Genomic DNA, 24931 nt, shown 5'->3' on the forward strand with positions numbered 1-24931 from the left:
GCCTCGTCGCTGCCCCCGCGGATGCGGCGGACGCCAAAGCCGCGCATGGTCGCGGCCGCGGGTTGCGCGGCGTTCGATGCTGTGTGGAGATATGATGGAGATCCGCCCGTTCGGGCCGACGTGTTTCCGCCGCCACGCCATGTCCGTTTCCTCTCCGGCCGCCGCGCCCGGGTCCGCGCCACTGGTCCTGATCGCCGAAGACGAGAACGAGATCGCCGAGATCCTCAGCGCCTACCTGGCGCGCAGCGGGCTGCGCAGCGCCCACGCCGCCGATGGCCGCGCCGCGCTGGACCTGCACCTGGCGCTGGACCCGGACCTGATCCTGCTGGACGTGCAACTGCCGGCGGTGGACGGCTGGAAGGTGCTGGCCGAACTGCGCCACCGCGGCGAAACGCCGGTGATCATGCTCACCGCGCTGGACCAGGACATCGACAAGCTGATGGGCCTGCGCCTGGGTGCGGACGACTACGTGGTCAAGCCGTTCAACCCGGCCGAGGTGGTGGCGCGGGTGCAGGCGGTGCTGCGGCGCATCCGCGGCAATGGCGGCGAGGAGGCGCGCAGCCTGCGCGTGGGCGCCTTCCACATCGACCTGGACCAGCACGAGGCCAGCGTGCGCGTGGGCGAGGCCCGGCACACGCTGGACCTCACGCTCACCGAGTTCAAGCTGCTGGTGCGGCTGATGCGCGCGCCGAAGCGGGTGTTCAGCCGCGCCGAGTTGCTCGACGCCTGCCTGCCGGAAGGCGACACCCAGGAACGCACCATCGACAGCCACATCAGCAAGCTGCGCAAGAAACTGGAGGTGCTGGGCGTGCAGGGCACGCCGGCCAGCGTGCGCGGCGTCGGCTACCGCTTCGGGTCCGGCACATGAACCGCGCCCCCGGGCTGCGCCGCCAGGTCATCCTGTCGCTGGGGGCGCTGGCGCTGTGGATCATCCTGCTGTCGGTGGTCGGCTCCTACGTGTTCTATGCGCTGGCGGTGGCCTACCAGCCGGACAGCATCTCCGACACGTGGGTGCCGTCGCACGTCGAAATGATGTGGATGGGCGCCACCGCAGCGCTGGCCGTGGCGATCGCGGTGGCGGTGGCGGTGCGGCTGTCGCGGCGCATCCTGACCCCGTTGAACTCGGTGGCGCACAGCCTGCGCGAAGTCGCCCAGGGCAATCTGCATGCGCGCGCGAGCATGGACGCCCATGCGCTGGGCGAGACCGCGCAACTGGTGCGCGACTTCAACGCCATGGCCGATCGCCTGCAGGCGATGACCCGCGAACGTGCGTTCTGGAATGCCGCCGTCGCCCACGAACTGCGCACGCCGGTGACGATCCTGCGCGGACGCCTGCAGGGCCTGGCCGAGGGCGTGTTCGAGCCGGACGTGGCGGCGTTCGAGAGCCTGTTGCGGCAGGTCGAAGGCCTGAACCGGCTGATCGAGGACCTGCGCGTGCTCAGCCTCACCGACAGCGGGCACCTGGAGTTGCAGCAGGCGCCGGCCGACCTGGCCCAGGAAGTGGCGGCGGTGCTGCATGCGTTCGCCGCCAGCCTGGCCGCGCGCGGATTGGTACTGGAATCCTCGCTGGCGCTGCACACGCCGGTGCTGTGCGATGCGGTGCGCATCCGCCAGGCGCTGATGGCGTTGCTGGAGAACGCGCAGCACTACGCCGAGCCGGGCCCCCTGCGGGTCGGTGTGCAGGCGCAGGCGGGCCAGTGCGTGCTGTACGTGGAAGACACCGGCCCCGGCATCGCGCCGGAGATCGCCGCGCGCGTATTCGATGCCTTCCGCCGCGGCGATCCGTCGCGCTCGCGCAAGAGCGGCGGCAGCGGCCTGGGCCTGGCGGTGGTCAAGGCGATTGCGGTAGCGCATGGCGGCGATGCGCTGTGCCTGCCCGCCGGCAGCGGGACGCGGTTCGAGGTGCGCTGGCCCTTGGCATCGGGGGCGGCCGTGGCCCGCGCGGCGCAGGTCCCGGAGCGACGCTAGGCGCGCGTTGCCTCAGGCGGCGTCACATCACCACGGACACGCGCCACGCGCCACGGCAGCATGCGGGTCAGCACCTCGTCGCGCCGTACCCAGTGATGGAACAGTGCGGCGGCTACGTGCAGCAGCACCACTCCCCACGCGATCCATTTGCCGATGAAGTGGTGCACCACGTCGATTGGCGCTTCGAACGCCTCCCAGCTCAGTTGCCAGGTGCGGCTGATCCAGGCGAACAGCGCGGTCTCGTTGAAGCCGGGAATGCGGAACAGGCCGAGGTCGGTCGGCGCACCGGTGCCGATATAGCCGGTCAGCGGCATCACGATCAGCAGTGCGTACAGACCCCAGTGCGCCAGATGCGCGAGCCGGTGCTCCAGCGCCGAACCTGGTGGATCCTCCGGCTGCACGTCGAGCCAGCGCCACAGGAGTCGTGGCAGCACCAGGAATCCGACCAGCAGGCCCAGCACCCAGTGCAGGTTGAGCACCGGCAGGGAGGCGTCCGAGGTGTCGTCCATGAACCAGATGACGTAGTACACCACTGCATACGCGCCGATGAAGGCGGCGGCGGTGGTCCAGTGGAACAGCTTGGCGAGGGCGCCGAAGCGCTGTGCGGTGTTGCGCCAGTGCATATGCGTGATCCTGGGCGGGTGGCGAAACGGGGAGCGCTGCGGGATCAGCGCGTGCGCAGGCTGTCGAGCAGCCGGTCCAGCGCGGCCAGCGCATCGGCCAGTCGCGCGTGCAGGTCGGCATCCGGCTCGGCGATCCAGAACGCCGCCTCGGTGATCGCGCCGTAGAGCATGCGAGCCATCACCCCGGCATGCAGCGGTGCCACCGTGCCGGCGGCGATCAAGGCCTGCAGCGCCGCCTGCAGCGCGGCGATGCCCACCGACTGCGCCGCCGGCGGCACGTCGCCGAACACTGCGCGCGCGTCCTGCAGGATGATCCGGCGGATTTCCGGCTCCAGCGCCAGCTCCAGGTAGGTGCGGCAGCGGCGGCGGAAGCCGTCCCACGGTGTGGGCGCGGCGTCGGAGACCGCCTGCAGGCGCAGGCCCACCTCGGCCTCGATCTGCTCGATGACCGCGATGAGCAGGCCGTCCTTGCTGCCGAAGTGGTGGTACAGCGCGCCGCGGGTGAGGCCGGCCTCGGCGGTCAACACGTCCATCGAGGTATGCGCGAAGCCCTGCGTGGCGAATGCCTGCCGTGCCGCGGCCAGCAGGCTGGCGCGGGTGGTCTCGATCATCTCGCGGCGGCTGCGGCGCTGGTGCATTGAGGGGATCTCATTCACATACGTCGCGTACGTTATTTGCGTACAGGGCGTATGTCAATGCATTGATTGGGGTCGAGGCGGTGCAGGGCCGCTTGGGTGGTGGCAGCCGGCACGCCTTGGCATCACGAAGGCACCCCGCACACGTGGTTTGCCGCGCTCCTCGCGAATGCCCCTGCCCGGCGTCCCAGGCATCGATAGCGCCCTGGCCACGCGTCTGGAGTCATCGGTTGCAAGTTCACGTGATGCGGGGCGTGTCTCTGCGCCCGTCCAAACGACGCCGACGAGCCGGGCCAGGAACGATCGATGAAAGTCGCTCGTCATGCGCATGCGCTGCGCAGATGGCGCTGCGCGACGTGCGCTAGCCAAGGCCTTCACTGCGCCTGTGCTCTGGTAGCCACTGCACAACCGAACTGGAGTGTCGAATGGACACCACGCTGATGCCCTGGGTCGCCGGACTGTTCGTCCTGCTCATCGCTGCGATGCTGTATCTGGTGACCCGCGCCAAGAAGAACCGCAACCGCCCCGCGCAGGATCACGCCGCCACCAAGAGCGACGTGGACAGCGCGTCCAAGCGCTAGCGCGCCGCGTCAGGCAAGGCGGCGGCCATCGCCCGCGCGGCTCAGGCGTCCGCGTCGATCGGTGCGAAGCGCGGGCGGCGCACGCCATCGACCTCCACCTGCTCGACGAACATGGGATACGGTCGCACCCACATCGCGCCTTCGCCGTACAGCGGCCGATACAGCACCAGCGGTTCCAGCGTCTCGCTGCTGCGGACCACGCCCAGCACCTCGTACTCGCCGCCCTTGAAGTGGCGGTAGCGGCCCAGGGCGATGGAAGGCAGGGGGCTGAGGTCGCGCATGACGGTGTCCTGGTGGGCGGGAGCGCGAGTGTAGCCGTCTGCGCCTGCGCGCTCTCTTACTTCGCAATGCCCGACCGCCAACCGCGGCGGCTCGCGCATCGTCACGACGGAACGCGTCTCGTAGGAGCGGCTTCAGCCGCGACGAGCATTCCTAGGAATGCCCGTCGCGGCTGAAGCCGCTCCTACGGTGGAATCTCTGGTACCGACGTCTGAGAGGCACCCGTCCATCGTCGCCGCACGCTTCACTTCGGCGTGTCAGGGCGCCGGATCGGCGAAGTCGAAGGCCTGCCCAGGCTCGGCGGCGACGAAGTCGGCGGCGGCGAGGCCTGCCAGGTGCAGTGCGGCGGACAGCGCCTCGCGGGGCTCCTCACGGCCTTCGTCGGTGAGCTGGAAGGTGCCCCAATGGATGCCGAGCGCGCGCCGCGCGCCGGTGTCCTGGAAGATCCGCACCGCTTCGGTCGGGTCGATGTGCTGCGGCGCCATGAACCAGCGCGGCGCGTAGGCGCCGATCGGGATCAATGCCACGTCGGGCGCGCCGTGGCGGTCGCGGATCTCGCGGAAGATGGCGCCATCGCCGTAGCCGGTGTCGCCCGCGAACCACACCGATCCCCGCGCGGTCTCGATGAAGAAGCCGGACCACAGCGCCATCCTGCGGTCGGCGATGCCGCGGCTGGACCAATGGTTGGCGCGGGTCAGCGTCGCCGTCGCGGCGTCGCCGAGCGGCAGCCGGTCGTGCCAGTCGCCGGTCGCGATGCGCGCATCGGGGACACGCTTGCGCAACAGGACGTCGTTGCCCAGCGGCATCACGAACAGCGGCTGGTGCGCGTCGTGCAGCGTGCGCAAGGTCGCCAGGTCGAAGTGGTCGTAGTGGTTGTGGCTCAACAGCACCGCATCGATGGGCGGCAGGTCCGTGAAGCGGATGCCCGGTGCCGTCACCCGCTTGGGCCCGGCGATCTGCGAAGGACTGGCGCGCTGCGACCACACCGGATCGGTGAGCAGGTTGAGGCCGGCGGCCTGGATCAGCAGCGTGGCGTGGCCGACCATGGTGATGCGCAGGCCGTCGTGCCGCGGCGCAGGCACGGCGGGCACCACCGGGACCTGCGCGGGCCAGCGCACCGCGCCCCTGGCGGCTTTCCAGCGCAGGACCTTGCCCAGCGCGTTGTCGATGGTGGGCTGGCCGGGGTTGAAGAAGCGCACGCCGTCGAAATGGTCGCTGACGGGGCCACGGTAGTAGGGGTTGGCCATTGAGGCGCGATCCAGGTGATGCAAGCGGGGAAGGGAGGGTGACGCGCCAGCGGCGCAAGCTCGCACCTGCGTCTGCCTCGATGCAAGGTGGAACGCTATCCGGCACGGATCTGCTGCAGAGTGGATTCTAATGGCGCTGCGCATCGGGCGGCGACGCAGGTCGCGCAGCGCCCCGATGCCGTCGGGTCGCCGCCATCACGAGAAGATGTCCGCCACGTAGCGGCCATGTTCGCGTTCCATCCGATCGGCCCAGGCATTGGCCGCGTCGGCGCTGACGCCCATGCTGTCGCGATAGATGCGCACGAAGGTGTCGCGCACCGCCGGCGCCATGTGTTCGCCATCGCCGCAGACGTACACGGTGGCGCCTTGCTGGAACAGCGCCGACACGCGCGCGCGGTCCTGCCACATGCGGTGCTGGACATAGGCGACGCCGTCCTGCGGCGCTTGCGAGCAGGCCAGGCGCACATCGACCACGCCCATGTCCTGCCAGCGGCGCAGTTCGTCCTTGTACAGGTAGTCGACGTCGGGATGGTCGATGCCGAAGAACAGCACGGCCTCGCCGACGTCGCGGCCGCCGGCCTTCTGGAGCGCACGCTCCTGCAGGAAGCCATGGAATGGCGCGATGCCGCTGCCGGCACAGACCAGGATGATCGGCGTGGCCGGATCGTCCGGTGGATGGAAGCTCGCCTGCGACGGCCGCACTGCGACCGACACCAGCGCCCCTGCGTCGAGGTCGGCCAGATAGGTGGAGGCCACGCCGCGGCGCCGCCCCATGCCCGACAGCGCCGGGGCGTCGAGCACGGCCACGGTCAGCGAACACTGCGCCGGGTCGCGCAGCGGCGAGGACGAAATGGAGTACTGGCGCGCGCGCATGGCCGGAAGTGCGCCGAGGAACGCGCCCAGTGCCAGGTCGCAGGCGGGGAAGCGCTCCAGCAGATCGAGCAGGCTGGTTTTCCTGGCAAGCACCTCCTCAGTATAGGCCGGCTCGGTGGCCAGGGTTTCCAGCGCCTCGCGCTCGGGTGGGCAGCGCGTGGCGGCCGCCAGCTGCGCGACCTGTGCGCGCGTGGCCGGTTGCGCCAGTTCCACGTAGTCGGTGAGCACCTGCGCCAGCGGCACCGGATAACCGCTGGGCAGGCTGGATGCGCTGCCGGGACGCTGGCCGATGACCACCTGGGTATCGCTGGCCAGGCCGAAGCGCCGCAGCACGCGCTCGACCTGCGCTGCGGGGTTGCGCGGCAGCACCGCGAGATAGTCGCCGGTGCGGTAGCGCATGCCGTCCGGCAAGGCGATCTCGATATGCCGCTTGGAGCGCGCGAACGGTGCGGACATGTCGACCAGCTCGCGATTGTCGACGATGTGCCCCTGGTCGAGCTCGGTCAGCCGCAACGCACCGAGCCGTGCGGAGGGGACGATGTCGACCTGCAGCGCGTGCGCTGTCTGCTCCAGCGCCGTCTTTCCCAGTGCCTGGCCCAGGTCCGCCCACAGTCCTGCGTACCAGGCATCGAAGCCGCCGAAGAAATCGCCACCGGCGTCGGTTTCGCCGCGAGGCCTGAAACGCGTGGCGCCTGCCGCTTCCAGCGCGGCATCGACCCGTTTCGGAATCGCCTGGTAGGTGCGTGCCCATTGCCGGTTGCCCGATCCGAACACGGCGTAGCGCACCCCGGACAGTTCGCCGGCCGCCAGGGATTCGATCCAGTCCACGAAGCGGCGTGCGTTGTCCGGCGGCTGGCCTTCGTAGGAGGAGGTGACCACGACCACCGCGCCGTCGCGCGGCAGGCGCCCGACATGCTCGTCCAGCGGCGCGACCACCGGCGCGTACCCTTGCGCGGCCGCATCGCCGCCGATGCGCTGCGCGAAGGCTTCGCACGAGCCGGAATTGCCGCCATACAGCACCAGCAGCGGCGTGCCCGACGCGGTGCCGGCAGGGGCCGGCGTCGGCGTCGGCGCCAGCGGTTTCTGCGGCGCCGTCGGTAGCGCGCTGCGCGCGCGCACCGCGACATCGGTGCGGCGACGCGCGCGGATGCGCAAGCCGTCCGGCTTCAGGGTCAGGGTTTCCGCGACCTTGAGCTGGTAAGTCGGATCGACCAGGTCCAGGTCGAAACGTTGCAGGATCATCGTCAGCACCAACTGCGCTTCCTGCATGGCGAAGCCGCGCCCGATGCAGGCGCGGGCGCCGTTGCCGAACGGTTTCCAGGCATTGGGCGGGAGCCGCTCGGCCGCATCGGGCGCGAAGCGCTCCGGGCGGAACGCCTCCGGCGCCTCCCACACCGTCGGATCCCGATGCAGGGTGGGAATGAGCACGAGCAGCGTGTCCTGCGGCGTCACCGCGTAGCGGCCGGCCAGCGTGGTCGCGGTGCGCGCCGCGACCGCGAATGCCGGTGCGGTCGGCCACAGCCGCAGGGTTTCCTGCAGGATCTGTTCGATGTAGCGCAGCCTGGCCAGGTCCTCGACCTGCGGCGGCTGCGTGCCCAGCGCGGCGTCCACCGCCTGGCGCGCACGCGCCATCGCCGCTGGATGGCGCAGCAGCAGGTACAGCGCGAACGACAGCAGGCCGCTGGTCGTCTCGTGGCCGGCGATCAGGAAGGTCACCAACTGATAGCGGATGTTCTCGTCCGACAGCGCATCGCCGGTCGCCTGGTCGCGGCCGTACAGCATCAGGTTGAGCAGGTCCTCGCGCGAGGCCGCGGCGGGGTCGGCCCTGCGCTCGGCGATCAAGGTCTCGGCGACGCCGCGGATCATCGCCAGGTCGGCTTCGTAGCGGCGCCGGCCCGGGGCCAACAGGCGATTGGCGAGATCCGGCCGCCGCGCGCGCGTGCCGGCTTCGGCCAAGGCGCCCACCATCGCCGCGACGAAGGGATGCATCTCGTTCTGGTAGAAGCTGTTGAAGCGGTAGTCGAACGCGCATAGCGCGATCGTGTCGAGGGTCAGCCGGGTCATGTTGTCGGCCACGTCGATCACCGCGTCCGGGCCGAACCGCTCCCAGCGCTGCAGCATCTGTTCGGCGATGTCCTCCATGCGCCCGAACATCGAACGCACGCCGATCGGACCGAACGCGGGCATCAGCAGCCGGTGTGCCTTGGCCCAGTTGGGTTCGTCGTTGTAGGCGGTGAACAGGCCGTCGCCGCCGAGGTCGCGCAAGGCCTGCAGCGGACGGTGCAGCTTCTTCGCGAAGCGGGTTTCGTCGCAGACCTCGTCTACCAGCTCCTGTCCGCTCAGCACGGTCAGCGACAGCGGGCCGCTGTGCAGGCGAAAGATCGGGCCATGCACCTGGGCCAGCCGCATCAGGCTCTGCACCGGTGCATCCGCATCGAGATGGTGGAAATTGCCGAGCAGCGGCAGCGAACGCGGTTGCGGGATGGCCTGCGTCATGGGGCGCCTTCCTGGGGAAAGTGCGATGGGGCGATCGGTGCGGGACCGGTGCCGGGATGCGGGGGATGCAGCAGGGTGGCGAGCACGGTCTCGACCAGCCGCGTCCGCGCGGCGTCGGCGCCGATTTCCGGGGCCAGCCGTGCCAGCAGCTGCGGGAACTCCGGCGGCTGGCTCAGCATGCTGTTGAGCAATACGAAGAACAGTGCGGGATGTGTCGCCTTCACGATGCCGGCGCGGATGCCGGCAAGGATCAGCGCATGGCCGGCCGCGTAGGCCGGGCGCAGCAACTGCTCGGTGACCACCGCGGCGCGTTCGGGACGTTCGGAGACTACCCGCGCGACGAAGTCGCGCACCGCCGGATGGGTCTCGTAGAAGGTGGCCATGAGCAGGATCGCATCCGCCAGCCGCGCCGGCAGGGCGCGCGCGTGGTCTGCGGTCAACTGCGCCATCGCCGCAAGCCGCGGCTGCAGTGCCTGCGCGAACTGCTCCACGCAGGCGTCCCACAGCGCGGCCTTGCTGCCGAAATGCACGCGCACCAGGTTCGGGCTGACCCCGGCGGCGGCCGCGATGGTGCGGATGTCGGCGCCGTCGAACCCGTGCCGGGCAAAGGCGGCGGACGCGGCCGACAGCAGGGCCTGGCGGCCGTCGGGCTGATCCTTGGTCGGGCGGCCGCGCGGGCGAGGGCGGTGGGACGTCGTCCTGGTCATGCTGGCGAAGATAAAAATGTCCAGCTGTACATTTATGAACTTGCGCGTGGCTTCGCCGGCGTCGTTCAGCAGGCATTTGCGCCCGGGGGAGTTCTCGCGCGGGACGCGAGCGCACGGCGGTGCCGACGCGGCGACAAGGCGAGGTGCCGTGCTGGCGCCTTGTCGCGCGGCGAGCGCGTGTCGCGGCCGCCAGTGCCGGCGGGCCGCACGCGCCGCCTTACTTCGGCGTGCCCAGACCGCCGATGTTGAGCATCACCCGCAAGCCGATCACCAGTGCGTTGTCCGGCGCGCGGCGTGCGGCGGGATTGCCCAGGATGTCGGGGTTGACGATGTACTGCACGTTCGGCACCAGGAACAGCGGCGACTGGGCGATGCGATAACTGTAGTTGAGTTCGACCATGACTTCGTTGCGCGCGATGTCCGGCGCCGCGCCGCGCTTGCGCAGCACATCGTTCATGTAACCCTGCTGGTCGGCGCTGAACCGGTAGTAGTTGGCGACGATGCCGAGTCCGTCGCCCGGCCGCGAAGCGAACGGGCCGCTGTAGTACAGCCCGGCGGTAACCTGCAGGTCGTAGACCTGGTGCGCATCGAACGGTGCGGCGATGTTGCCGAAGGCGACCAGCATGCGCTTGCTCGCCATGCCCTGCGGCCGGTACAGCGCGCGCTCGCCGAGCGCGTACGCGCCCCAGCGCCCGCCGTCGTACAGGCGCGCGGGGCCGCCGACCAACCCGCGCAGGCCGCCGGCCTGGTTGTAGCGCAGATCGCTGTAGTCGGCCGAGTTGTACCAGAGGCCGGCCACGTAGCGCGGCGCGCCCTTGCCGCGGGCGGGATCGGGTTCGTAGCCGACCTCGAGCGTGCCCAGCACGCCGTTGCTGTCGGCGGTGCTCCAGTCCAGGCCATGGGTGTTCTTGCGCTGCGGGTTCAGTTCGAACGCGCCCACCGACACGTAGGTGGCGTCGGGCTTGTAGCGCAGCTTCGCGCCCCAGTTCACGTAGGGAAAGCCGACGAAGCCGCCGTCGGCCTGGCTCAACTGGAACGGACAGTCCGAGGCGCCGACGAAGCGGCAGCCGTAGCGGCTGCGCGCGAACTGCCAGGTGGTGTTCATGCGCCCCGCGACCAGTTGCCAGCGCCCGTCGGCGAAGGTCTGTTCCCAGGTCAGTTGCGCCAGTTGCGCCTGCTGCTGCGGATACCAGTAGCCCTGCACCTTGACGCCGTTGCCGATCTGCCGCTGCGACAGGCTGTCGCCGTAGTACCAGGCGCCGGTGGCGTGCAGCGTGGCGCCCGGAATGCCGAACAGGCGTTGCAGATCCAGATCCGCGCCGGCGACCACGCCGCCGGCGTTGCGATCGCCGCGCGACAGGCCGCCGTTGACGTTGCGCGCATAGTCGTTGGACCAGACCAGGCGCGGCGCGATGCCGTGGTCGTCCAGCCACTGCCCGGTGTCGGCGGCGACGGCGGAGGCGGGAAGGGCGACGGCCGTCAGTGCGGCCGATGCGAGCAGCGACAGGGGGCGCGACATGGGAGCGGATTCCACGGACGAAGGGATGCACCGGGCACGCGCATGCGTGCGTGTCCGGACCGGTAGGACGCGGGATGGCGGACCTTGCGGTCACGCAACGACAAGAAAGCAGCGCGGCGCCTTGGGCTCACCGTCGACAGCGGCGCCTATTGGCAGCAGGGGGTGACGCAACAACGACATGCAACGCAGGCGGCAGGCACGGCGCGGACGCGCCGGCTGCCGCTGCGAGCAGGGCCGCGCGTGCACGCGGCCCTAGTGATCGACCCGACGGGTCAGGCCACCTTGCCGAGCCCGGCGGCCGCCATCGCCGCGGCGATCTCCTTGTCGGCGCCCTCGGCCAGCGGCAGCAGCGGCGAACGCACGGTGGCGTGGTCGAGCAGGCCGCGCGCGACCAGCGCCCACTTCAGCGCCACCGAACCTTCCATGTGCGAGCCGCGGTGATAGACGCTCTTGGTCACCGGCAGCAGGCGGTCGTGCAGTGCGCGCGCCTTGGCGTAATCCTTGGCCTTGCCGGCGGCGATCATCTCCAGCAGCGGTTCCGGGGCGATGCAGCCATAGCCCACCAGTGCGCCATCCACGTCGAACATGGTGTGCAGCAGATACTCGTCGTGGCAGGTCAGCACCGGCACGTGCGGGCGCTCCTTGCGGAACACCGGGATTTCTGTGTCCCAGCGCTTCATGTTGCGCACGCCGTTCTTCATCGCGACCACGCCGGGCAGCGCGGCGATCTCCAGCAGCGTCTCCAGGTCGTAGGTGGCCTTGGTCGCGTCCGGGTACTGGAACAGGATCATCGGCAGTCCGCTGGCCTCGTGGATGGCCTTGTAACGGTCCTGCGGCGCGCCCTTCTGATAGCCGAAGCGCAGCCAGCCGTGCGACGGATAGATGAGGCCCGCGGACGCGCCGGCGGCGACTGCGCGCTTGGCCTCGTCGGCGGCGACGCGGGTGCCTTCCAGGGTGATGCCCGCGATGATCGGGATGCGGCCGTCGACGGCGTCGCGGAACGCGGTGATCACCTTGGCCTGTTCGTCGCGTTCCAGGAAGGTGCCTTCGCCGGCGTGGCCGAGCACGGTCAGGCCCTTGACGCCTTCAATGCCGCCGAGCCAGGCGCCGATGCGCTTGATCGCGGGATAGTCGACGGCGCCGTCGCGGGTGAACGGGGTGACCGGGGCGGGGACCAGGCCTTTCAGGTCGATGTGGCTCATGCGGATTTCCTCTTCTTTGGATCAACGGGGGATGGAATCGAACGCGGGGTCCGATGGGGTGGTACGGAGGCGATGCGCGATGCGCCGGCGGCGGTGCCGGCGATGCGCTCAGGGGGACAGCTGCTCCAGCGACTTGCCCTTGGTTTCCAGGGCGAAGCGCCAGGTCACCGCGGCACCGGCCAGCAGCACGGCGGCGAAGGCCGCGAACACGTAGCGGATGCCGAGTCCGGCGATGACCGCGCCGACCAGCAGCGGCCCGCAGGCCGAACCCAGGCGTAGCCAGGCGCTGCCCAGTCCGGTGCCGATGGCGCGGATGCGGGTGGGGTAGAGTTCGGCCGAGTACAGGTACAGCGAGAAGGTGATGGTCTGCACCGCGGCATAGCCCAGCGCCGCGAACACCAGCACCTGCGGCGCCGAGGTGCCACCGAGCGCCGCCAGCGCCAGCAGCGGCACGCCGCCGGCCACGAACGCCAGCCCGTACCAGCGCTTGCGCCCGACCTGGTCGATCGACAGGGCGCACGCCACCGCGGCGGCGACGCCGGCCAGCGAAGTGAAGAAGCCATAGGCGATGCTCTGCTGCAGCGACAGCCCGAAGTGGGTGCGGTACAGCGTCGGCAGCCAGGTGATGATGCCGTTGGCCACCAGATAGGAGCAGAACCACAGGCTCCAGATCACCAGGGTGCGCTTGCGATAGACGCTGCCGAACAGCTCGCGCCAGTCCGAGCGCTGCGCCTTGGGCAGCGCGGTGCGGTCGAACACCGGCGTCGGCAAGGGGCCGTGGCGGCGCTCGGCGCTGCGCTCGAGCTCGGTCACGATGGCATCGGCCTTGGCGTAGCGGCCCTTGGCCGCCAGCCAGCGCGGCGATTCGAACATGAAGAAACGCAGCGGAATCATGATTGCCGCCGGGATCAGCCCGACCATGAACATCGCCTTCCAGCCGTAGGCCGGCACCAGGAAGTAGCCGATGCCGCCCGCGGCGACCAGGCCCAGCAGGAACATCACTTCGTACAGCAGGAAGAAGCGCCCGCGCTTCTTCGAACCGATCAGTTCGTTGATGTAGGCGCTGGCCACCGGCACCTCGCCGCCGGTGCCGATGCCCTGGACGAAGCGGAACGCGATCATCGCCGCGGCGCTGCCGGCGAACAGGCAGGCCACGTCCATCGACACGAACAGCAGGATGGTGAACAGCAGCACGTGCAGGCGGCCGATGCGTTCGGCCAGCCAGCCGAAGAACACCGAGCCCAGCAGTTGGCCCAGGTAGCCGGCCGACAGGATCATGCCGATCTGCGCCGGCGACAGCTGCCATTCCTTGGTCAGCACCGGCATCGCGTAGGCGATGGCGATCACCGTGTAGCCGTCGAAGAAGGTGGCGGCGCCGACGATGTTGCGCGCCCACCACACCTTGCGGGTGATCGGCAGGCGTTCGAGACGTGCGCCGATCTCCGCCTGCGCCTCGGCGATGGACGGCGCGCGGGCGCTGGTGGTGGTGGAGGTGGCGGCGGCTGTGGTGGGCATGAGCATCGTGGCTGCCTTTCGCAGGACAAGGGGACCCCGGCGCGGACGCCGAAGCGTCCACGAGGCGAGACGGACAGGGAGGGCCGGGCGACGGCCCGGGCGGATCAGGTGCTGGGGGCGGTCACGGCAACACTCCCGCTGGCCTGGATCGCGAAGGCGATGTCCTTGGCGGCCAGCAGCGTGGGCTGGAGGGCGGTGTCGAGCAGTTCGGCATGGCTGGTACGCACCGACGGCGCGGCGACGCTGATCGCGCCGAGCGGATAGTCGTCCGCATCCAGGACCGGCACCGCCAGCACGCGCAGGCCTTCGGTCAGCATCGAATCCAGGATCACGTAGCGGTCGCGGCGGATGCAGTCGAAGGTGCGCCGCATCGTGGCGATCTCCGGAGTCTGGGCCTGCACGTCCACGCCGGTCACGCGCGCCACTTCCGCCGGTGCCAGGTGCGCCAGCATCGCCAGGCCGATCGCGGTGCGGGTGCTGGGCACCGTGGTGCCGATGCGGATGTCCACGCCCAGGCGGGTGATGCCGGCGCGGACGCGTTCGATATAGAGCACGTCGGGGCCCTGCAGGACCGCGAAGCTGGCCGCCTCGTTGACGTCGCTGACCAGCGTGCGCAGCAGCGGCCGCACCACGCTGCGCAGGTCGCGGCGGGCGATGGCATGGAAGCCGAGGTCGAGCACCTTCAGGGTCAGGCGGAACCGGCGGCTCTCCGGCACGCGGTGCACGTAGCCCAGCTCGACCAGGGTGTTGAGCATGCGGAAGGTGGTGCCGGGATCGAGCCTGGCCAGGGCCGCGATCTGGCTCAGCGACAGTTCTTCGTGTTCGGACGAGAACGCCTCGAGCACGCGAAAGCCCTTGGCCAGCGACTGCACGGTACTGCGCAGCTTCTTGTCCCCGGCGTCGTCGCCGTCGTCGGGTGCGGGGTTGGCCGCGCGCTGGGAAATCGTCTTGACCATCTGCAGTTCCTGGAGGCCCGGGGGAATCGTCAGCTTGCTCGACCTGCCCGGGGATGTCGCTTGACAAGTGAATTTCGGATTGCGAAAATTATTTCGTAAATTCATGCCCAGAGTCTGCCTGGACGCGCAATGCGTCAAGTTGCGGCGCAACATGCCGCGTGGGCGGTGCTCACTACCAGGCGCCGCTCTCTGATTCGAAGATCCCGGAAAGCCAGGGCGCCGCGTGCTGGAGTTGCGTAAGCGCGGCGCCATGTCGCGCCACACCAGCACCTCGAGGTGGCGCCTGTCGCGAGGTACGCGGCGTCGTTGCTGTCGCGCCAGGTAGACGAACGCGGCCGGATGCGGCGCTGTCAGCCGTGCTGGCAGACACCGCAGTGGCGGCACCGATACCGTGATGCATGGCCCGAACGACCCGACAGGCGCCGCCCCCGCCGGCGCAGACATGGTGGCAAGGACTCTCGTTCAAGCGCACCGCTGCCGAGGTGTCGGCGGTGCTGGTGGTGATCGGCGCGACCTACGGCTTCGTGCAGTACGTGGAGGTCAAGCCGCTGCAGCGGCAACTGGCCGAGGCGCAGGCCGCGGCATGCAAGTCGGAAGCGGCTGCGTCATCGGCGCTCATGACGCTGCTGCCGGGCGAGAGCCGCGCGATCTGGAACGGCGCCTTGACCGTGTCCAATCTGACGCCCAGTACGGACGCTGCGACGGCGCATCTGCGTGCGGCGCCACGTGGCGGCCCGGTGGTCGAGAAAGCCGGGCTCATGCCTGGCGACAGCCTCGAGGTGCACGCGGGCGGCAACCGCACGTACGTGATCTATCTGAATCGGAACTCGGCCGAGATGATGGAGTTGTCGGTGCTGCGGCGGCCTTGACCTTCTTGTGCCGGTGTCCGCCACGGCAACCAGAATGCGGTGCCAGTGGTCCGGCGCATGCTGCTGCTCATCTGCTCTCGATTCGCCGCAGAATCTGCAGGCGCAGCAGGTGACCAGCGAGCCACCCGACCGAAGCCAGCACCCCCAACACAGGTAATGCGATCAAGGCCAGGCCAAATATCCAGCCCGCATGCTCAGGGTTGTGCGCCTCGGCACCGGCACGCCGCACCCAGACGAACAGGCACGCAAGTGCGGCCGGCACGATCCAGAACAGATGCCGTGCGCCGAAAAGCACTCCGATGACGAAACCGATGCCAATCGTCGTCAGCGCTATTGCGATCATCGTCGTCCTTGATCCTGGTCTTGGCGCGGTGCCGGGCAAGCGGGCATCCTAACGCACTGCGGCGGCATCGCGATGCTGTGCGGGACGAGGCGATCCACATGCACGCCCAGGCTGTGGCGAGGCTGGCCGACTCAAGAATTCCCAGGCAGGGCCGCCATTGAAGATAGCGGAGCCGTTTCGCCGAAGCGGCCGTCCCTCGGGGGAACGCGCATGCTGTCCTTGCCACGTTTGCTGGGCCGCCACCTGGCCAAGTTTCTGTCCAAGCCGCGCCGCCACGGTTCGCAGCTGCCGACCAGCCCGCCGCAACTGCTGCGCGGCACGCTGCGCAAGGGCGACGTGCTGCTGGTCGAGGGCAACAGCCGTTTCTCCACCGCCATCAAGTATCTGAGCCAGTCCACCTGGTCGCACGCGGCGCTGTACATCGGCGACCACGTGGCCGGGGTTCCCGGCGAGGAGGCGCCGTTGTTCTGCGATGTCGACATCAACGTCGGCGTGCGCCTGGTGGGATTGAGCGAGTTCGCCGACCTGCATACGCGCATCTGCCGCCCGGTCGGGTTGAGCGCGCAGGAGATCGAGACCGTGGTGGAGTACATGGTCTCGCGGGTCGGCAACAGCTACGACCTGAAGAACATCTTCGATCTGGCGCGCTACCTGGTCCGCACGCCGCCGCTGCCGTCGTCGGTGAAGCGCCGCTTCCTCGAACTGGGCAGCGGCGAGCCGACCCGGGCGATCTGTTCGACGCTGCTGGCGCAGGCCTTCGGCGCGATCCGCTATCCGATCCTGCCGGGGATCGACCAGGCGGCGCCGGTGGGCGCCGACGCCGAGGAGGACGCGGAGATCCTGCACCCGCGCCATCACAGCCTCACGTTGCCGCGCGATTTCGACGTGTCGCCGTACTTCAACGTGGTCAAGCCGCGGCTGCAGCAGGGCTTCGACTTCCACCGCCTGGTGTGGGAGCCGCCCGCTGCCGCGCCGCGTGCGGCCGCGACGCCGCTCGATGCGGCGATGGCCTGACGGGGAGCGTCTCCAACGTAGAACTGTGCTGCCCGTTCATCTTGTTCAACCCGCGGCGGTTCAAGTTCGCCTGCCTGCGGGCCGATACCAGAGTCCGTTTTTAGGGTTTTTCCTGACACCATGAATCCCATCCAGTTCCTTCGCCGCCATATCGCCAACCTGCCCATGGCACGCAAGTTCGTCGTGCTGTGTACGTTGATCGCGCTCGGTGTGGTGCTGCTGGCGGTCGCGGCGGCACGCCTGCAATATCTCAACCTGATCGACGCGCGTAAGCAGACCGTGAAGACCCAGGTCGACATGGGCCTGAGCGTGATGCAGCACTACGCCAACCTGGCCAAGCGCGGCGAGATGACCGAGGCGCAGGCGCAGGCGGCGGCCAAGGGCGCGCTCGCCGACATGAAGACCAACGGCGGCGTGGACTACTTTTTCATCGCCGATCCGCAGATGCGCATCGTCATGCATCCCAAGCGCGCGGTCGGCACCGACATGAGCGGCTACAAGAGCGATGCCGGCGAGTACGTCTACCGCGACATCCAGACCGCGGTGCGCAGTGGCGACGGCTTCAGCTATTACACCGCGCCCAAGCCTGGCAAGTCGGTGCAACTGCCGAAGATCAGCTACGCCGCGCTGTACCCGCAATGGAACTGGGTGCTGGTGATGGGCGTATACGCCGAAGACATCCAGGCCGAGGCGATGGGGTTCACCAAGGTGCTGACCGTGATCGGCGCCGGCCTGGTGGCGCTGGTGGTGGGCCTGTGCTGGCTGATCGCCGGTGCCATCGTCACGCCGTTGCGCGGCGCCACGCGGACCGCCGAGGCGATCGCCTCGGGCCGCTTCGACAATCCGATCAAGGTGGAGTCGCGCGACGAGACCGGGCAGCTGATGGCCAGCATGCAGCAGATGCAGACCCAGCTGCAGCGCTTCAACGGCGAGATGCAGACCCTGGTGCGGCTGCAGCAGGGCGAGGACATCAGCCACCGCATGCCGGAGGACTTCCCTGGCGACTACGGTACCTTGGCGCATGGCATGAACACCGCCCTGTTCGAACACCTGGACGCGATCGTCGAGGCGATGGCGATCATGGACGAGTACGGCCGCGGCGATCTGCGCCGCGACATGCGCCGGCTGCCGGGGCAGCGCGCCGCGCTGCACGAGGCGCTGGATGTGGTCAAGGCCAACCTGTCGGCGGTCAACGGCGACATCGCGCGCCTGGCCGATGCGGCCGCCCGCGGCGACTTCAGCGCGCGGGGCGACGAGGCGCGCTACGAGTTCGCGTTCAAGGAAATGGTGGAAGCGCTGAACCGGCTGATGCGCCAGGCCGACAGCGGCCTGGCCGACGTCGGCCGGATCATGGGCGCGATCGCCGATGGCGACCTGTCGCAGCGCGTGGACGTGCGCTACGAAGGCGCGTTCGGCAAGCTCGCCGACGCCGCCAACCGCACCGCCGAGCAACTGACCGGCATCGTGCAGGGCATCCAGCGCGCGGTCGGCTCGATCAACACCGCCGCCAGCGAGATCGCCAGCGGCAACAGCGACCTGTCGGTGCGCACCGAGCAGCAGGCGGCCAGCCTGGAAGAAACCGCCGCCTCGATGGAAGAACTGACCTCCACGGTCAAGCAGAACGCCGACAGCGCGCGCCAGGCCAACCAGTTGGTGCTGAGCACTGGCGAGGTGGCCGAGAACGGCGGCCGCGCGGTGGAGGAGGTGGTGACCACCATGGCCTCGATCAGCGCCGCCTCGGCGCGCATCGCCGACATCATCGGCGTGATCGACGGCATCGCGTTCCAGACCAACATCCTGGCGCTCAACGCCGCGGTGGAAGCCGCGCGCGCCGGCGAGCAGGGCCGCGGCTTCGCGGTCGTGGCCTCGGAAGTGCGCTCGCTGGCGCAGCGCTCGGCGGCCGCGGCCAAGGAGATCAAGACCCTGATCTCCGACTCGGTGCAGGAAGTGGAGCAGGGCTCGACCCTGGTCAACCGTGCCGGTACCACCATGGCCGAGGTGGTCGCCTCGGTGAAGCGGGTCACCGACATCATGGCCGAGATCTCCGCGGCCAGCGCCGAGCAGAGCGCGGGCATCGACCAGGTCAGCAAGACGGTGATGCAGCTGGACGAGAGCACCCAGCAGAACGCGGCACTGGTGGAAGAGGCCAGCGCGGCGGCCAAGAGCATGGAGGACCAGGCGGCGGAGCTGGCGCGCGCGGTGGCGGTGTTCCGCCTCGCCGGTGGCGCCGCCGTCAGCGCGGCACCGGCCCGAGCGGCGAAGCCGCAGCCGGCCAGGCCGCCGGTGCGTGCCGCCGTTGCCGCCTCCAGGCCCAAGCCGGCGGCCCCCGTGCGGCAGCCGGCGGCCAAGCCACGCCCGATCCAGGGCGTGCCGGCGGACAGCGCGGAGTGGGAAGAGTTCTGAGCCGGGCGGCGTGGTGGCCTCTGCCGCCACGCCGGAGCGTCTCGCCCTTGTGACCTCCAGGGGGTTGGCGAACGCGCGATGACATCCTGCAGTTCGCGCAGGCTGGCAATCGCTCAAAAGGTGACCGCTTCGGGACAGCGCAAGCTGTCGAAGAGACCGATGTCGCCTCCGCTGGCGGAGGCGTTGTCGTAGGAGCGGCTTCAGCCGCGACCGAATGCGCGGGAAAGCCCGATCGCGGCTGAAGCCGCCCAGACACGTGGGGGCAGCGCCTGGCAGGCAAGGGGTGTCACCCCAGCTTCTTCATCCGCTCTTTGCTCGTCGCTGCCTATGGTCGCAGCGACGGCGCGCCCGCACGGTGGCGCGTGGAGGAGAGCCCACTGCATGTTCTGGAAACGCAACAGCCTGTCGATCGTGTTGCTGGCGCTGAGCTTGCTGTTCATGGCCGGCCAGGCGCTCAGCGGTCACCAGGCCTACAACGAGGAGCTGCGCCAGCAGGGGCTGGCGGCATTGCCGATGTGGCAGTACCTGCACAGCGGACATTTCATCGGCGCGCTGTTCGAGAACTGGGAGAGCGAGTTCCTGCAGATGGGCATGTACGTGGTGTTGACGGTGAAGCTGCGCCAGTGGGGCTCGGCCGAGTCGCGGCCGCTGTCGACGGCGGAGGAGGATGACACCGTCGCGGCCGGTCCGGTGCCGTGGCCTGTACGCGCAGGCGGTATCTGGTTGGCGCTGTACGAGCGTTCGCTGGCGCTGGCCTTCGGCGCCCTGTTCCTGCTCAGCTTCGTACTGCATGCGTTGGGCAGTTGGCGCCACGAAGTGGCGGAGCAGGCGATGCAACAGCGGCCGCCGCCGTCCTTCTGGGAGCACGTCACTGGCGCGCAGTTCTGGTTCGAGTCGATGCAGAACTGGCAAAGCGAGTTCCTGGCTGTGTTCGCGCTGGTGGTATTGACCATCTGGCTGCGGCAGAAGGATTCCCCGCAATCCAAGCCGGTGCATGCGCCGCATCGGCAGACCGGCGATTGATCGAGTGCAGCGCGGCGCACGTGCTGGCGGGGACGATGTTGACCCGCCATCCCTGCGTTGTGGCGTTTGCCGATGGCCCTGCCGGATCCGCCGAGATCCTGGCCTGGCCTTGCACCGCAGTGCGAGATCCATGGCCGAGCCAGCAAGCTCGCGGCCGGCCTTGCGAAGCGCGCGCGCTTTCTGGGCCGGCGTGCCGCTAGCGCGCGTATGGCGGGGCAGGGGTAAGCACAGCGCGACAGTGCAGGAGCCCGCGGCGGCCGGCAGACCCACCTTGGAATGCGTGCGCGGCCCTTAGCGCTTGGGCAATGCGACAACCCGCCGTGTGTCTTCGCCGATTCGGTCGCGCCGTGCGGCCTCTGGCGCGCATCGCCAGACACGCACACGCCGCGATGCAACTGCACCGCGGCGTGTCGTCGGCCTGGATGTGACGGTGGGATCGCGCGCTAGCGCGCCACGCTGCCCTTGGTCGAGCCGGCGCCGGGGCCGGCACCCAGGTCGGCACCGGTGGTCGGGTCGCTGTCCGGTTGCGACAGCGTGCGCGCCGCGAGTGCCTGCAGCGCGCTCTGTTCCAGCTCGCTCAGGCCCACGGTCGGCATGCCGCTGCCGCCATCCACTGCCACCTGGCGATTGCGGTCGGCAATGGCCTCCCACTGGCTGCCGCTGTTCCAGGGGCCGTGCATGTCGCCGTCGCCCTGCGACATGTCGTAGTAGCGATCGGTGAAGGCCGGGTCGCCCGGCAGCTTGCCCGGGGGGAAGTTCGGCTCGATGGAGTACAGCGCCTTCTCGAAAGACTTCTGATGCGCCACTTCGCGGGTCATCAGGAAGGTCAGCGCATCGATGATGCCGGGATCGTCGGTGACGTTGATCAGCCGCTCGTAGACGATCTTGGCGCGGGCTTCGGCGGCGATGTTGGAGCGCAGGTCGGCCGTCGGTTCGCCGATGCTGTCCACATAGGCTGCGGTCCACGGCACGCCGCTGGAATTGACCAGGGCCGGGCCGCCGCCGTAGAGGATCTGCTGGGTCTGGCTGGTGTTGTTGTTGCGGGTAAGGTTGCGCATGTCCTCGGCTTCGGCCATGCCTTCGGACAGCACCGCCTTCGGCCCCTGGTTGAGCATGGCGATGATCGAGCCGATGATTTCCAGGTGGCTCAGTTCCTCGGTGGCAATGTCGTACAGCAGATCCTTGCGGCCGGGATCGACTTCGCCGATGGCCTGGGTGAAATAGCGCATGGCCGCGGCCAGTTCGCCCTGCGGGCCGCCGAACTGTTCCAGCATCAGCGAGGCCAGCGCCGGGTCGGGCTGCGCCACGCGGACCGTGTACATCAGCCGCTTGTTGTGCATGAACATGGAAAATCTCCTGGAGTGCCGCCCGAACGTCGCGACGACGTCATGGCGCGGCCGGCGGCCGCGCGTGGGGGATAGGCGTCTGGGACGCCGCGGCCCGCTCTGGCGAGCCGCGGCCGGGCGGTCAGGCCGCCTTGCGCTTGCGCGCGGCTTCTTCGTTGCCGCCCTGTTCGGCGAGCAGGGTCAGCTTCTCGTCGGTGGACTTTTCTTCGTTGAGCGTTTCCAGCAGCAGGGTCAGGGCATCGTCCATGCCCAGTTGCTTGGCCATGGCGGCGAGGGTGCCGTAGGAGGCGATCTCGTAATGCTCGACCTTCTGCGCGCCGCCGATCAGTGCCGCATCGCGCACCGGGCCGGCCTCGATCGACTCGATCACTTCCTTGCCTTCTTCCACCAGGCCTTCCATCGCGGCGCACTTGATTCGCTTCAGGCGCAGGTTGCCTTTTTCGACGATCTGGTCGATGCGCTCGATCTGGCCCTGGGTTTCCTCCAGGTGTGCCTCGAACGCCGCGCGCAGCGCCGGGTTGGTGGAGGCGCGCGCCAGACGCGGCAACGCCTTGGTCAGCTGCTTCTCGGCGCTGTAGATGTCCGACAGCTCGTGGATGAACAATTCGTCGATGGTCTTGACGGCCATGGGAGTCTCCGATCGGTGATGGATGATGGTGCTTCGGGGAATGCGCGCACGTCGTGTCGTGTACGACGGCGCTCAGTGCTTGGCGGTTTCGCCTTCGGTGCGCTCGCGCTTCAGGAAGGCCAGGATCGTGGCTTCCTGGTGCTCGATCAGCCATTCGGCCATTGCGATTTCCTGGTCCAAGATGGCGGCACAGATGTCGGCGATCTCGGTCTGCCCCGCTTCCTTGGCGGCGATGACCAGCGAGCGGTAGCTGGCGATCTCCATGTGCTCGAAGGCATAGCTCACGCCCAGGCTCTTGGCCACTTCGTCGCTCATCATCGAATTGCCGGCGGCGTGTACGGAGGCCATTACGCTGGCGACCGTGCCCTTGATCGTGGGGATCGAGCCGTCGAGCATCTCGATGCAGCGCTTGACCTGTTCGGACTGATCGCGGGTTTCGTTGACATGCTGCTCGATGCGCGCCTTCAGCTGCGGGTAGTGCTCCAGGCGCCCGGCGGTGGCAGTGAGCATGGTGTTGGCCTCCTGCTCCATCGCGTAGGCGTCCTGCAGCCACTTCAACAAGCGTTCGGTGTTGCTTCGGGTCATGGATATCGCTCCAGATGTTGTGCGCGACGCACCTGCATCGCATCGCGCGTCCGTGTGTTTTTCCCCTGTGCGACCAACCTAGACCCGTCGCCGTTAGAGCAGGTGCAGCGCAGAGTGAATGCCGTGCGAGATGGCGTGTGAGGAAATGTGCACGGCGGCGAAGGGCGCCACGCGCGGGTGCCGCATGCTCCTCGTAGGAGCGGCTGCAGCCGCGACAGGCGTTCGCGGGAACGCCCCGTGGCTGAAAGTGCAATGCGTGTGCTCGCGTGGAGAGCCACAGCGACATATCAATGGAAAGGCCGGTTGCAGCTGAACCCGCTCCTACAGCACCGCCAAAGCGGTGCTGTTCCCATTCCCGATTCCCCAATCCCGAATCCCCGCCCTACAGCGTCACCGCCCCACCGGAGATCGTCAGCAGCGTGCCCGAGGTGTAGCTCGAGGTGTCCGCAGCCAACAGCACATAGGCCGAAGCCAATTCCGCCGGTTGCCCGGGGCGGCCGAACGGGGTCTGTTCGCCGAAGGTCCGCACCGATTCCTCGTCCATGCCGGTGGGGATGAACGGGGTCCAGATCGGGCCCGGCAGCACCGCGTTGACGCGGATCTTCTTCTCGGCCAGCAGGCCCGCCAGGCCGATGGTCAGGTTGGCCAGCGCGCCCTTGGTGGCCGAATACGGCAGGATGTTGGGCGTGGGCTTCTTCGAGTTCACCGAGGCGGTATTGATGATCGAACCGCCCTCGGGCATGTGCGGCAGCGCCAGCCGCACCAGGTGGAACGGCGCGTGCACGTTGGTGGCGAAGGTCTTCTCCCATTCGTCGAGGGTGATCTCGTCGAAGCTGTGGAAGTAGCGCTGGTAGGCCGCATTGTTGACCAGCACGTCGAGGCCGCCGAAGGCCTCGGCCACGGTCTTGATCAACGTCTCGGCCTGCGCGCGGTCGCTGATGTCGCACGTATGCAACAGCACGCGCACGCCCGCGTCTTCGACCAGCTTGCCGATGCGCTCGGCATCGTCCTGCTCGTCGGGCAGATAGGCGATGGCGACGTCGGCGCCTTCGCGCGCATAGGCGATCGCCACCGCGGCGCCGATGCCGCTGTCGCCGCCGGTGATCAGGGTGCGCTTGCCCTGCAGCAGGCCGTGGCCGACATAGCTGTCTTCGCCATGGTCCGGTTTCGGATCCATGGCCTGGGTCTTGCCGGGGAAGGATTGCTGCTGCGCCTTGAACGGCGGCGACGGGTAATTCGGGATGGCCATGTGCATGCCTCGCTTGGGGAAGTGTCCAACGAGGGTGGGCAGGCACGGGTAAAGCGGGGGCCAAGGCCGTGTCGGCGTCGTGTCACGACGCGGGTGAAACCCCGCACCGGCGGCCGCCTGTGGTGGCGGGTGCCGCCGCGCCGCGCACTCAGCCCGCGGCGAGCGTGCGCGATCCGACGATGATCATGCGCAGCATCGCGGTGATCTGGCGGATCAGTTCCGGGTCCTTCTCCGGCGGCAGGTCCATCGCGGTGGCGCCCATCGCGAACACCAGCCGGGTGATCGCCTTGGACACCAGCGCCGGTTCGTGCAGCGGCGCGCCTTCCAGCGCGGCCAGGCGGATCAGGTCCACGCGCAGTTCTTCCTCGAAATAGTTCAGTTCGCGGTCCACCGCGTGCTTGAACGCGTCCGAGCCGACCGTGCCCTCGCGTAACAGGACGTGCAGCAGCTTGTCGTCGGCGCGCAACTGTTCCATGAAAGTCTCCACGGAACTGAGGATGATGCTGCGGCGGGTGCCGGCGGCGCGCTGCCGCGCCTGGCCGATGATGGTGCGCAGCGAGCTGCCGGCCAGGTCGATCAGCGCCACCGCCAGCTCGTCCATGTCGCGGAACTGGCGGTAGAAGCTGTTGGGGGCGATGCCGGCCTCGCGGGTGACCTCGCGCAGGCTCAGGGTGGACACGCTGCGGTGCGGCCCGATCAGCTTCAGCGCCGCCGCCAGCAGGTCTTCGCGCGAGATCGCGCCCTTGCGGGCGTTCGGCGTGTCCGCGGACGGGGGAGGGGAGATCGTCGTCATGGGCAGACCGGGCCAGGCAATGGCGGATGATACCGCTTCCGCTGAATGCACAAGTGTATAGACATCTGTATCTGTGC

22 protein-coding genes and 1 pseudogene are annotated in these 24931 nt (G+C 68.9%); 7 read left to right on the forward strand and 16 right to left on the reverse strand.

Annotation, left to right across the window (positions count from 1 at the left end):
• Positions 1 to 139: 139 nt before the first annotated feature.
• Positions 140 to 868, forward strand: coding sequence for a response regulator (locus NUG21_RS03780; protein WP_263392327.1), 729 nt, complete (start codon positions 140 to 142; stop codon positions 866 to 868).
• Positions 865 to 1968 (forward strand): ATP-binding protein, encoded by a 1104-nt coding sequence (locus NUG21_RS03785; protein WP_263392328.1) that lies wholly within the window; start codon positions 865 to 867, stop codon positions 1966 to 1968. The genes NUG21_RS03780 and NUG21_RS03785 overlap by 4 nt, the downstream gene beginning before the upstream one ends.
• Here the strand turns inward: NUG21_RS03785 and NUG21_RS03790 are convergent.
• Together NUG21_RS03790 and NUG21_RS03795 are read right to left on the reverse strand one after the other, a co-directional pair.
• On the reverse strand, positions 1965 to 2591 hold the full coding sequence (locus NUG21_RS03790) for a cytochrome b (RefSeq protein ID WP_160945528.1): 627 nt from the start codon (positions 2589 to 2591) through the stop codon (positions 1965 to 1967). The genes NUG21_RS03785 and NUG21_RS03790 overlap by 4 nt on opposite strands.
• Positions 2592 to 2635: 44 nt before the next feature.
• Entirely contained in the window at positions 2636 to 3229 is a 594-nt protein-coding gene (locus NUG21_RS03795) for a TetR/AcrR family transcriptional regulator (protein WP_263392329.1), read from the reverse strand.
• 422 nt (positions 3230 to 3651) lie between these two features.
• On the opposite strand from NUG21_RS03795, the gene NUG21_RS03800 reads away from it, so the two are divergent.
• Positions 3652 to 3807: a hypothetical protein gene (locus tag NUG21_RS03800; protein ID WP_019796750.1), complete on the forward strand. Its 156-nt coding sequence runs from the start codon at positions 3652 to 3654 to the stop codon at positions 3805 to 3807.
• 41 nt (positions 3808 to 3848) lie between these two features.
• Here NUG21_RS03800 and NUG21_RS03805 read toward each other — a convergent pair whose 3' ends face one another.
• The 8 genes from NUG21_RS03805 to NUG21_RS03840 all read right to left on the reverse strand — a co-directional run bounded on the left by NUG21_RS03805 (position 3849) and on the right by NUG21_RS03840 (position 14601).
• Positions 3849 to 4088, reverse strand: a complete 240-nt coding sequence (locus tag NUG21_RS03805) for a DUF1653 domain-containing protein (protein ID WP_263392330.1) — start codon at positions 4086 to 4088, stop codon at positions 3849 to 3851.
• A gap of 255 nt (positions 4089 to 4343) precedes the next feature.
• A complete protein-coding gene (locus tag NUG21_RS03810) occupies positions 4344 to 5333 on the reverse strand; it encodes an MBL fold metallo-hydrolase (RefSeq protein ID WP_263392331.1) in 990 nt (329 codons plus the stop codon).
• Positions 5334 to 5528: 195 nt separating this feature from the next.
• The gene (locus tag NUG21_RS03815) at positions 5529 to 8702 is read right to left on the reverse strand and encodes a bifunctional cytochrome P450/NADPH--P450 reductase (protein WP_263392332.1); all 3174 of its coding nucleotides are present in this window, start codon (positions 8700 to 8702) and stop codon (positions 5529 to 5531) included.
• Positions 8699 to 9409: a TetR/AcrR family transcriptional regulator gene (locus NUG21_RS03820; protein WP_263392333.1), complete on the reverse strand. Its 711-nt coding sequence runs from the start codon at positions 9407 to 9409 to the stop codon at positions 8699 to 8701. The genes NUG21_RS03815 and NUG21_RS03820 overlap by 4 nt, the downstream gene beginning before the upstream one ends.
• A gap of 217 nt (positions 9410 to 9626) precedes the next feature.
• Positions 9627 to 10928 carry a carbohydrate porin gene (locus tag NUG21_RS03825; protein ID WP_263392334.1) on the reverse strand — a complete coding sequence of 434 codons (1302 nt, stop codon included), beginning with the start codon at positions 10926 to 10928 and terminating at the stop codon, positions 9627 to 9629.
• 272 nt (positions 10929 to 11200) lie between these two features.
• On the reverse strand, positions 11201 to 12130 hold the full coding sequence (locus NUG21_RS03830) for a dihydrodipicolinate synthase family protein (RefSeq protein ID WP_242081940.1): 930 nt from the start codon (positions 12128 to 12130) through the stop codon (positions 11201 to 11203).
• A gap of 108 nt (positions 12131 to 12238) precedes the next feature.
• Positions 12239 to 13645, reverse strand: a complete 1407-nt coding sequence (locus tag NUG21_RS03835) for an MFS transporter (protein WP_263392335.1) — start codon at positions 13643 to 13645, stop codon at positions 12239 to 12241.
• A gap of 104 nt (positions 13646 to 13749) precedes the next feature.
• The gene (locus NUG21_RS03840) at positions 13750 to 14601 is read right to left on the reverse strand and encodes an IclR family transcriptional regulator (protein WP_242081942.1); all 852 of its coding nucleotides are present in this window, start codon (positions 14599 to 14601) and stop codon (positions 13750 to 13752) included.
• Positions 14602 to 14999: 398 nt separating this feature from the next.
• Here NUG21_RS03840 and NUG21_RS03845 point away from each other — a divergent pair, with 398 nt between their 5' ends.
• Positions 15000 to 15470, forward strand: coding sequence for a hypothetical protein (locus NUG21_RS03845; RefSeq protein WP_160945518.1), 471 nt, complete (start codon positions 15000 to 15002; stop codon positions 15468 to 15470).
• Positions 15471 to 15537: 67 nt separating this feature from the next.
• Here the strand turns inward: NUG21_RS03845 and NUG21_RS03850 are convergent, their stop codons facing one another.
• Positions 15538 to 15813, reverse strand: a complete 276-nt coding sequence (locus NUG21_RS03850) for a hypothetical protein (protein ID WP_242081943.1) — start codon at positions 15811 to 15813, stop codon at positions 15538 to 15540.
• 210 nt (positions 15814 to 16023) lie between these two features.
• Between NUG21_RS03850 and NUG21_RS03855 the strand changes: the two genes are divergently transcribed.
• From NUG21_RS03855 to NUG21_RS03865, 3 genes and pseudogenes are all read left to right on the forward strand, one after another.
• The gene (locus NUG21_RS03855) at positions 16024 to 16827 is read left to right on the forward strand and encodes a YiiX/YebB-like N1pC/P60 family cysteine hydrolase (RefSeq protein WP_263392336.1); all 804 of its coding nucleotides are present in this window, start codon (positions 16024 to 16026) and stop codon (positions 16825 to 16827) included.
• A 120-nt stretch (positions 16828 to 16947) separates the two neighbouring features.
• Positions 16948 to 19044, forward strand: a pseudogene (locus tag NUG21_RS03860) (methyl-accepting chemotaxis protein); the annotation flags it as partial.
• A 567-nt stretch (positions 19045 to 19611) separates the two neighbouring features.
• Positions 19612 to 20253: a DUF6766 family protein gene (locus NUG21_RS03865; RefSeq protein WP_160945514.1), complete on the forward strand. Its 642-nt coding sequence runs from the start codon at positions 19612 to 19614 to the stop codon at positions 20251 to 20253.
• A gap of 443 nt (positions 20254 to 20696) precedes the next feature.
• Here NUG21_RS03865 and NUG21_RS03870 read toward each other — a convergent pair whose 3' ends face one another.
• The 5 genes from NUG21_RS03870 to fabR all read right to left on the reverse strand — a co-directional run bounded on the left by NUG21_RS03870 (position 20697) and on the right by fabR (position 24854).
• Positions 20697 to 21599, reverse strand: coding sequence for a manganese catalase family protein (locus tag NUG21_RS03870; RefSeq protein ID WP_019795901.1), 903 nt, complete (start codon positions 21597 to 21599; stop codon positions 20697 to 20699).
• Between the two features lie 121 nt (positions 21600 to 21720).
• Positions 21721 to 22227 carry a YciE/YciF ferroxidase family protein gene (locus tag NUG21_RS03875; RefSeq protein WP_019795902.1) on the reverse strand — a complete coding sequence of 169 codons (507 nt, stop codon included), beginning with the start codon at positions 22225 to 22227 and terminating at the stop codon, positions 21721 to 21723.
• Positions 22228 to 22299: 72 nt separating this feature from the next.
• On the reverse strand, positions 22300 to 22812 hold the full coding sequence (locus tag NUG21_RS03880) for a ferritin-like domain-containing protein (RefSeq protein WP_019795903.1): 513 nt from the start codon (positions 22810 to 22812) through the stop codon (positions 22300 to 22302).
• 382 nt (positions 22813 to 23194) lie between these two features.
• Positions 23195 to 24061: an SDR family oxidoreductase gene (locus tag NUG21_RS03885; protein ID WP_263392337.1), complete on the reverse strand. Its 867-nt coding sequence runs from the start codon at positions 24059 to 24061 to the stop codon at positions 23195 to 23197.
• Positions 24062 to 24209: 148 nt separating this feature from the next.
• On the reverse strand, positions 24210 to 24854 hold the full coding sequence (gene fabR / locus NUG21_RS03890) for an HTH-type transcriptional repressor FabR (protein ID WP_019798171.1): 645 nt from the start codon (positions 24852 to 24854) through the stop codon (positions 24210 to 24212).
• Positions 24855 to 24931: the final 77 nt, after the last annotated feature.

The sequence above is a fragment of the Xanthomonas sp. CFBP 8445 genome, assembly GCF_025666235.1.
GTDB lineage: Bacteria > Pseudomonadota > Gammaproteobacteria > Xanthomonadales > Xanthomonadaceae > Xanthomonas_A > Xanthomonas_A indica.

Bases quoted from the DNA above. Each gene is read 5' to 3' on its own strand.
- NUG21_RS03780 (WP_263392327.1), top strand. From the start codon at position 140: ATGTCCGTTTCCTCTCCGGCCGCCGCGCCCGGGTCCGCGCCACTGGTC.
- NUG21_RS03855 (WP_263392336.1), top strand. From the start codon at position 16,024: ATGCTGTCCTTGCCACGTTTGCTGGGCCGCCACCTGGCCAAGTTTCTG.
- NUG21_RS03865 (WP_160945514.1), top strand. From the start codon at position 19,612: ATGTTCTGGAAACGCAACAGCCTGTCGATCGTGTTGCTGGCGCTGAGC.
- NUG21_RS03840 (WP_242081942.1), bottom strand. From the start codon at position 14,601: ATGGTCAAGACGATTTCCCAGCGCGCGGCCAACCCCGCACCCGACGAC.
- NUG21_RS03795 (WP_263392329.1), bottom strand. From the start codon at position 3,229: ATGCACCAGCGCCGCAGCCGCCGCGAGATGATCGAGACCACCCGCGCC.
- NUG21_RS03810 (WP_263392331.1), bottom strand. From the start codon at position 5,333: ATGGCCAACCCCTACTACCGTGGCCCCGTCAGCGACCATTTCGACGGC.
- fabR (WP_019798171.1), bottom strand. From the start codon at position 24,854: ATGACGACGATCTCCCCTCCCCCGTCCGCGGACACGCCGAACGCCCGC.
- NUG21_RS03820 (WP_263392333.1), bottom strand. From the start codon at position 9,409: ATGACCAGGACGACGTCCCACCGCCCTCGCCCGCGCGGCCGCCCGACC.
- NUG21_RS03885 (WP_263392337.1), bottom strand. From the start codon at position 24,061: ATGGCCATCCCGAATTACCCGTCGCCGCCGTTCAAGGCGCAGCAGCAA.
- NUG21_RS03790 (WP_160945528.1), bottom strand. From the start codon at position 2,591: ATGCACTGGCGCAACACCGCACAGCGCTTCGGCGCCCTCGCCAAGCTG.
- NUG21_RS03825 (WP_263392334.1), bottom strand. From the start codon at position 10,928: ATGTCGCGCCCCCTGTCGCTGCTCGCATCGGCCGCACTGACGGCCGTC.
- NUG21_RS03870 (WP_019795901.1), bottom strand. From the start codon at position 21,599: ATGTTCATGCACAACAAGCGGCTGATGTACACGGTCCGCGTGGCGCAG.
- NUG21_RS03845 (WP_160945518.1), top strand. From the start codon at position 15,000: ATGGCCCGAACGACCCGACAGGCGCCGCCCCCGCCGGCGCAGACATGG.
- NUG21_RS03785 (WP_263392328.1), top strand. From the start codon at position 865: ATGAACCGCGCCCCCGGGCTGCGCCGCCAGGTCATCCTGTCGCTGGGG.
- NUG21_RS03880 (WP_019795903.1), bottom strand. From the start codon at position 22,812: ATGACCCGAAGCAACACCGAACGCTTGTTGAAGTGGCTGCAGGACGCC.
- NUG21_RS03875 (WP_019795902.1), bottom strand. From the start codon at position 22,227: ATGGCCGTCAAGACCATCGACGAATTGTTCATCCACGAGCTGTCGGAC.
- NUG21_RS03805 (WP_263392330.1), bottom strand. From the start codon at position 4,088: ATGCGCGACCTCAGCCCCCTGCCTTCCATCGCCCTGGGCCGCTACCGC.
- NUG21_RS03835 (WP_263392335.1), bottom strand. From the start codon at position 13,645: ATGCCCACCACAGCCGCCGCCACCTCCACCACCACCAGCGCCCGCGCG.
- NUG21_RS03850 (WP_242081943.1), bottom strand. From the start codon at position 15,813: ATGATCGCAATAGCGCTGACGACGATTGGCATCGGTTTCGTCATCGGA.
- NUG21_RS03815 (WP_263392332.1), bottom strand. From the start codon at position 8,702: ATGACGCAGGCCATCCCGCAACCGCGTTCGCTGCCGCTGCTCGGCAAT.
- NUG21_RS03830 (WP_242081940.1), bottom strand. From the start codon at position 12,130: ATGAGCCACATCGACCTGAAAGGCCTGGTCCCCGCCCCGGTCACCCCG.
- NUG21_RS03800 (WP_019796750.1), top strand. From the start codon at position 3,652: ATGGACACCACGCTGATGCCCTGGGTCGCCGGACTGTTCGTCCTGCTC.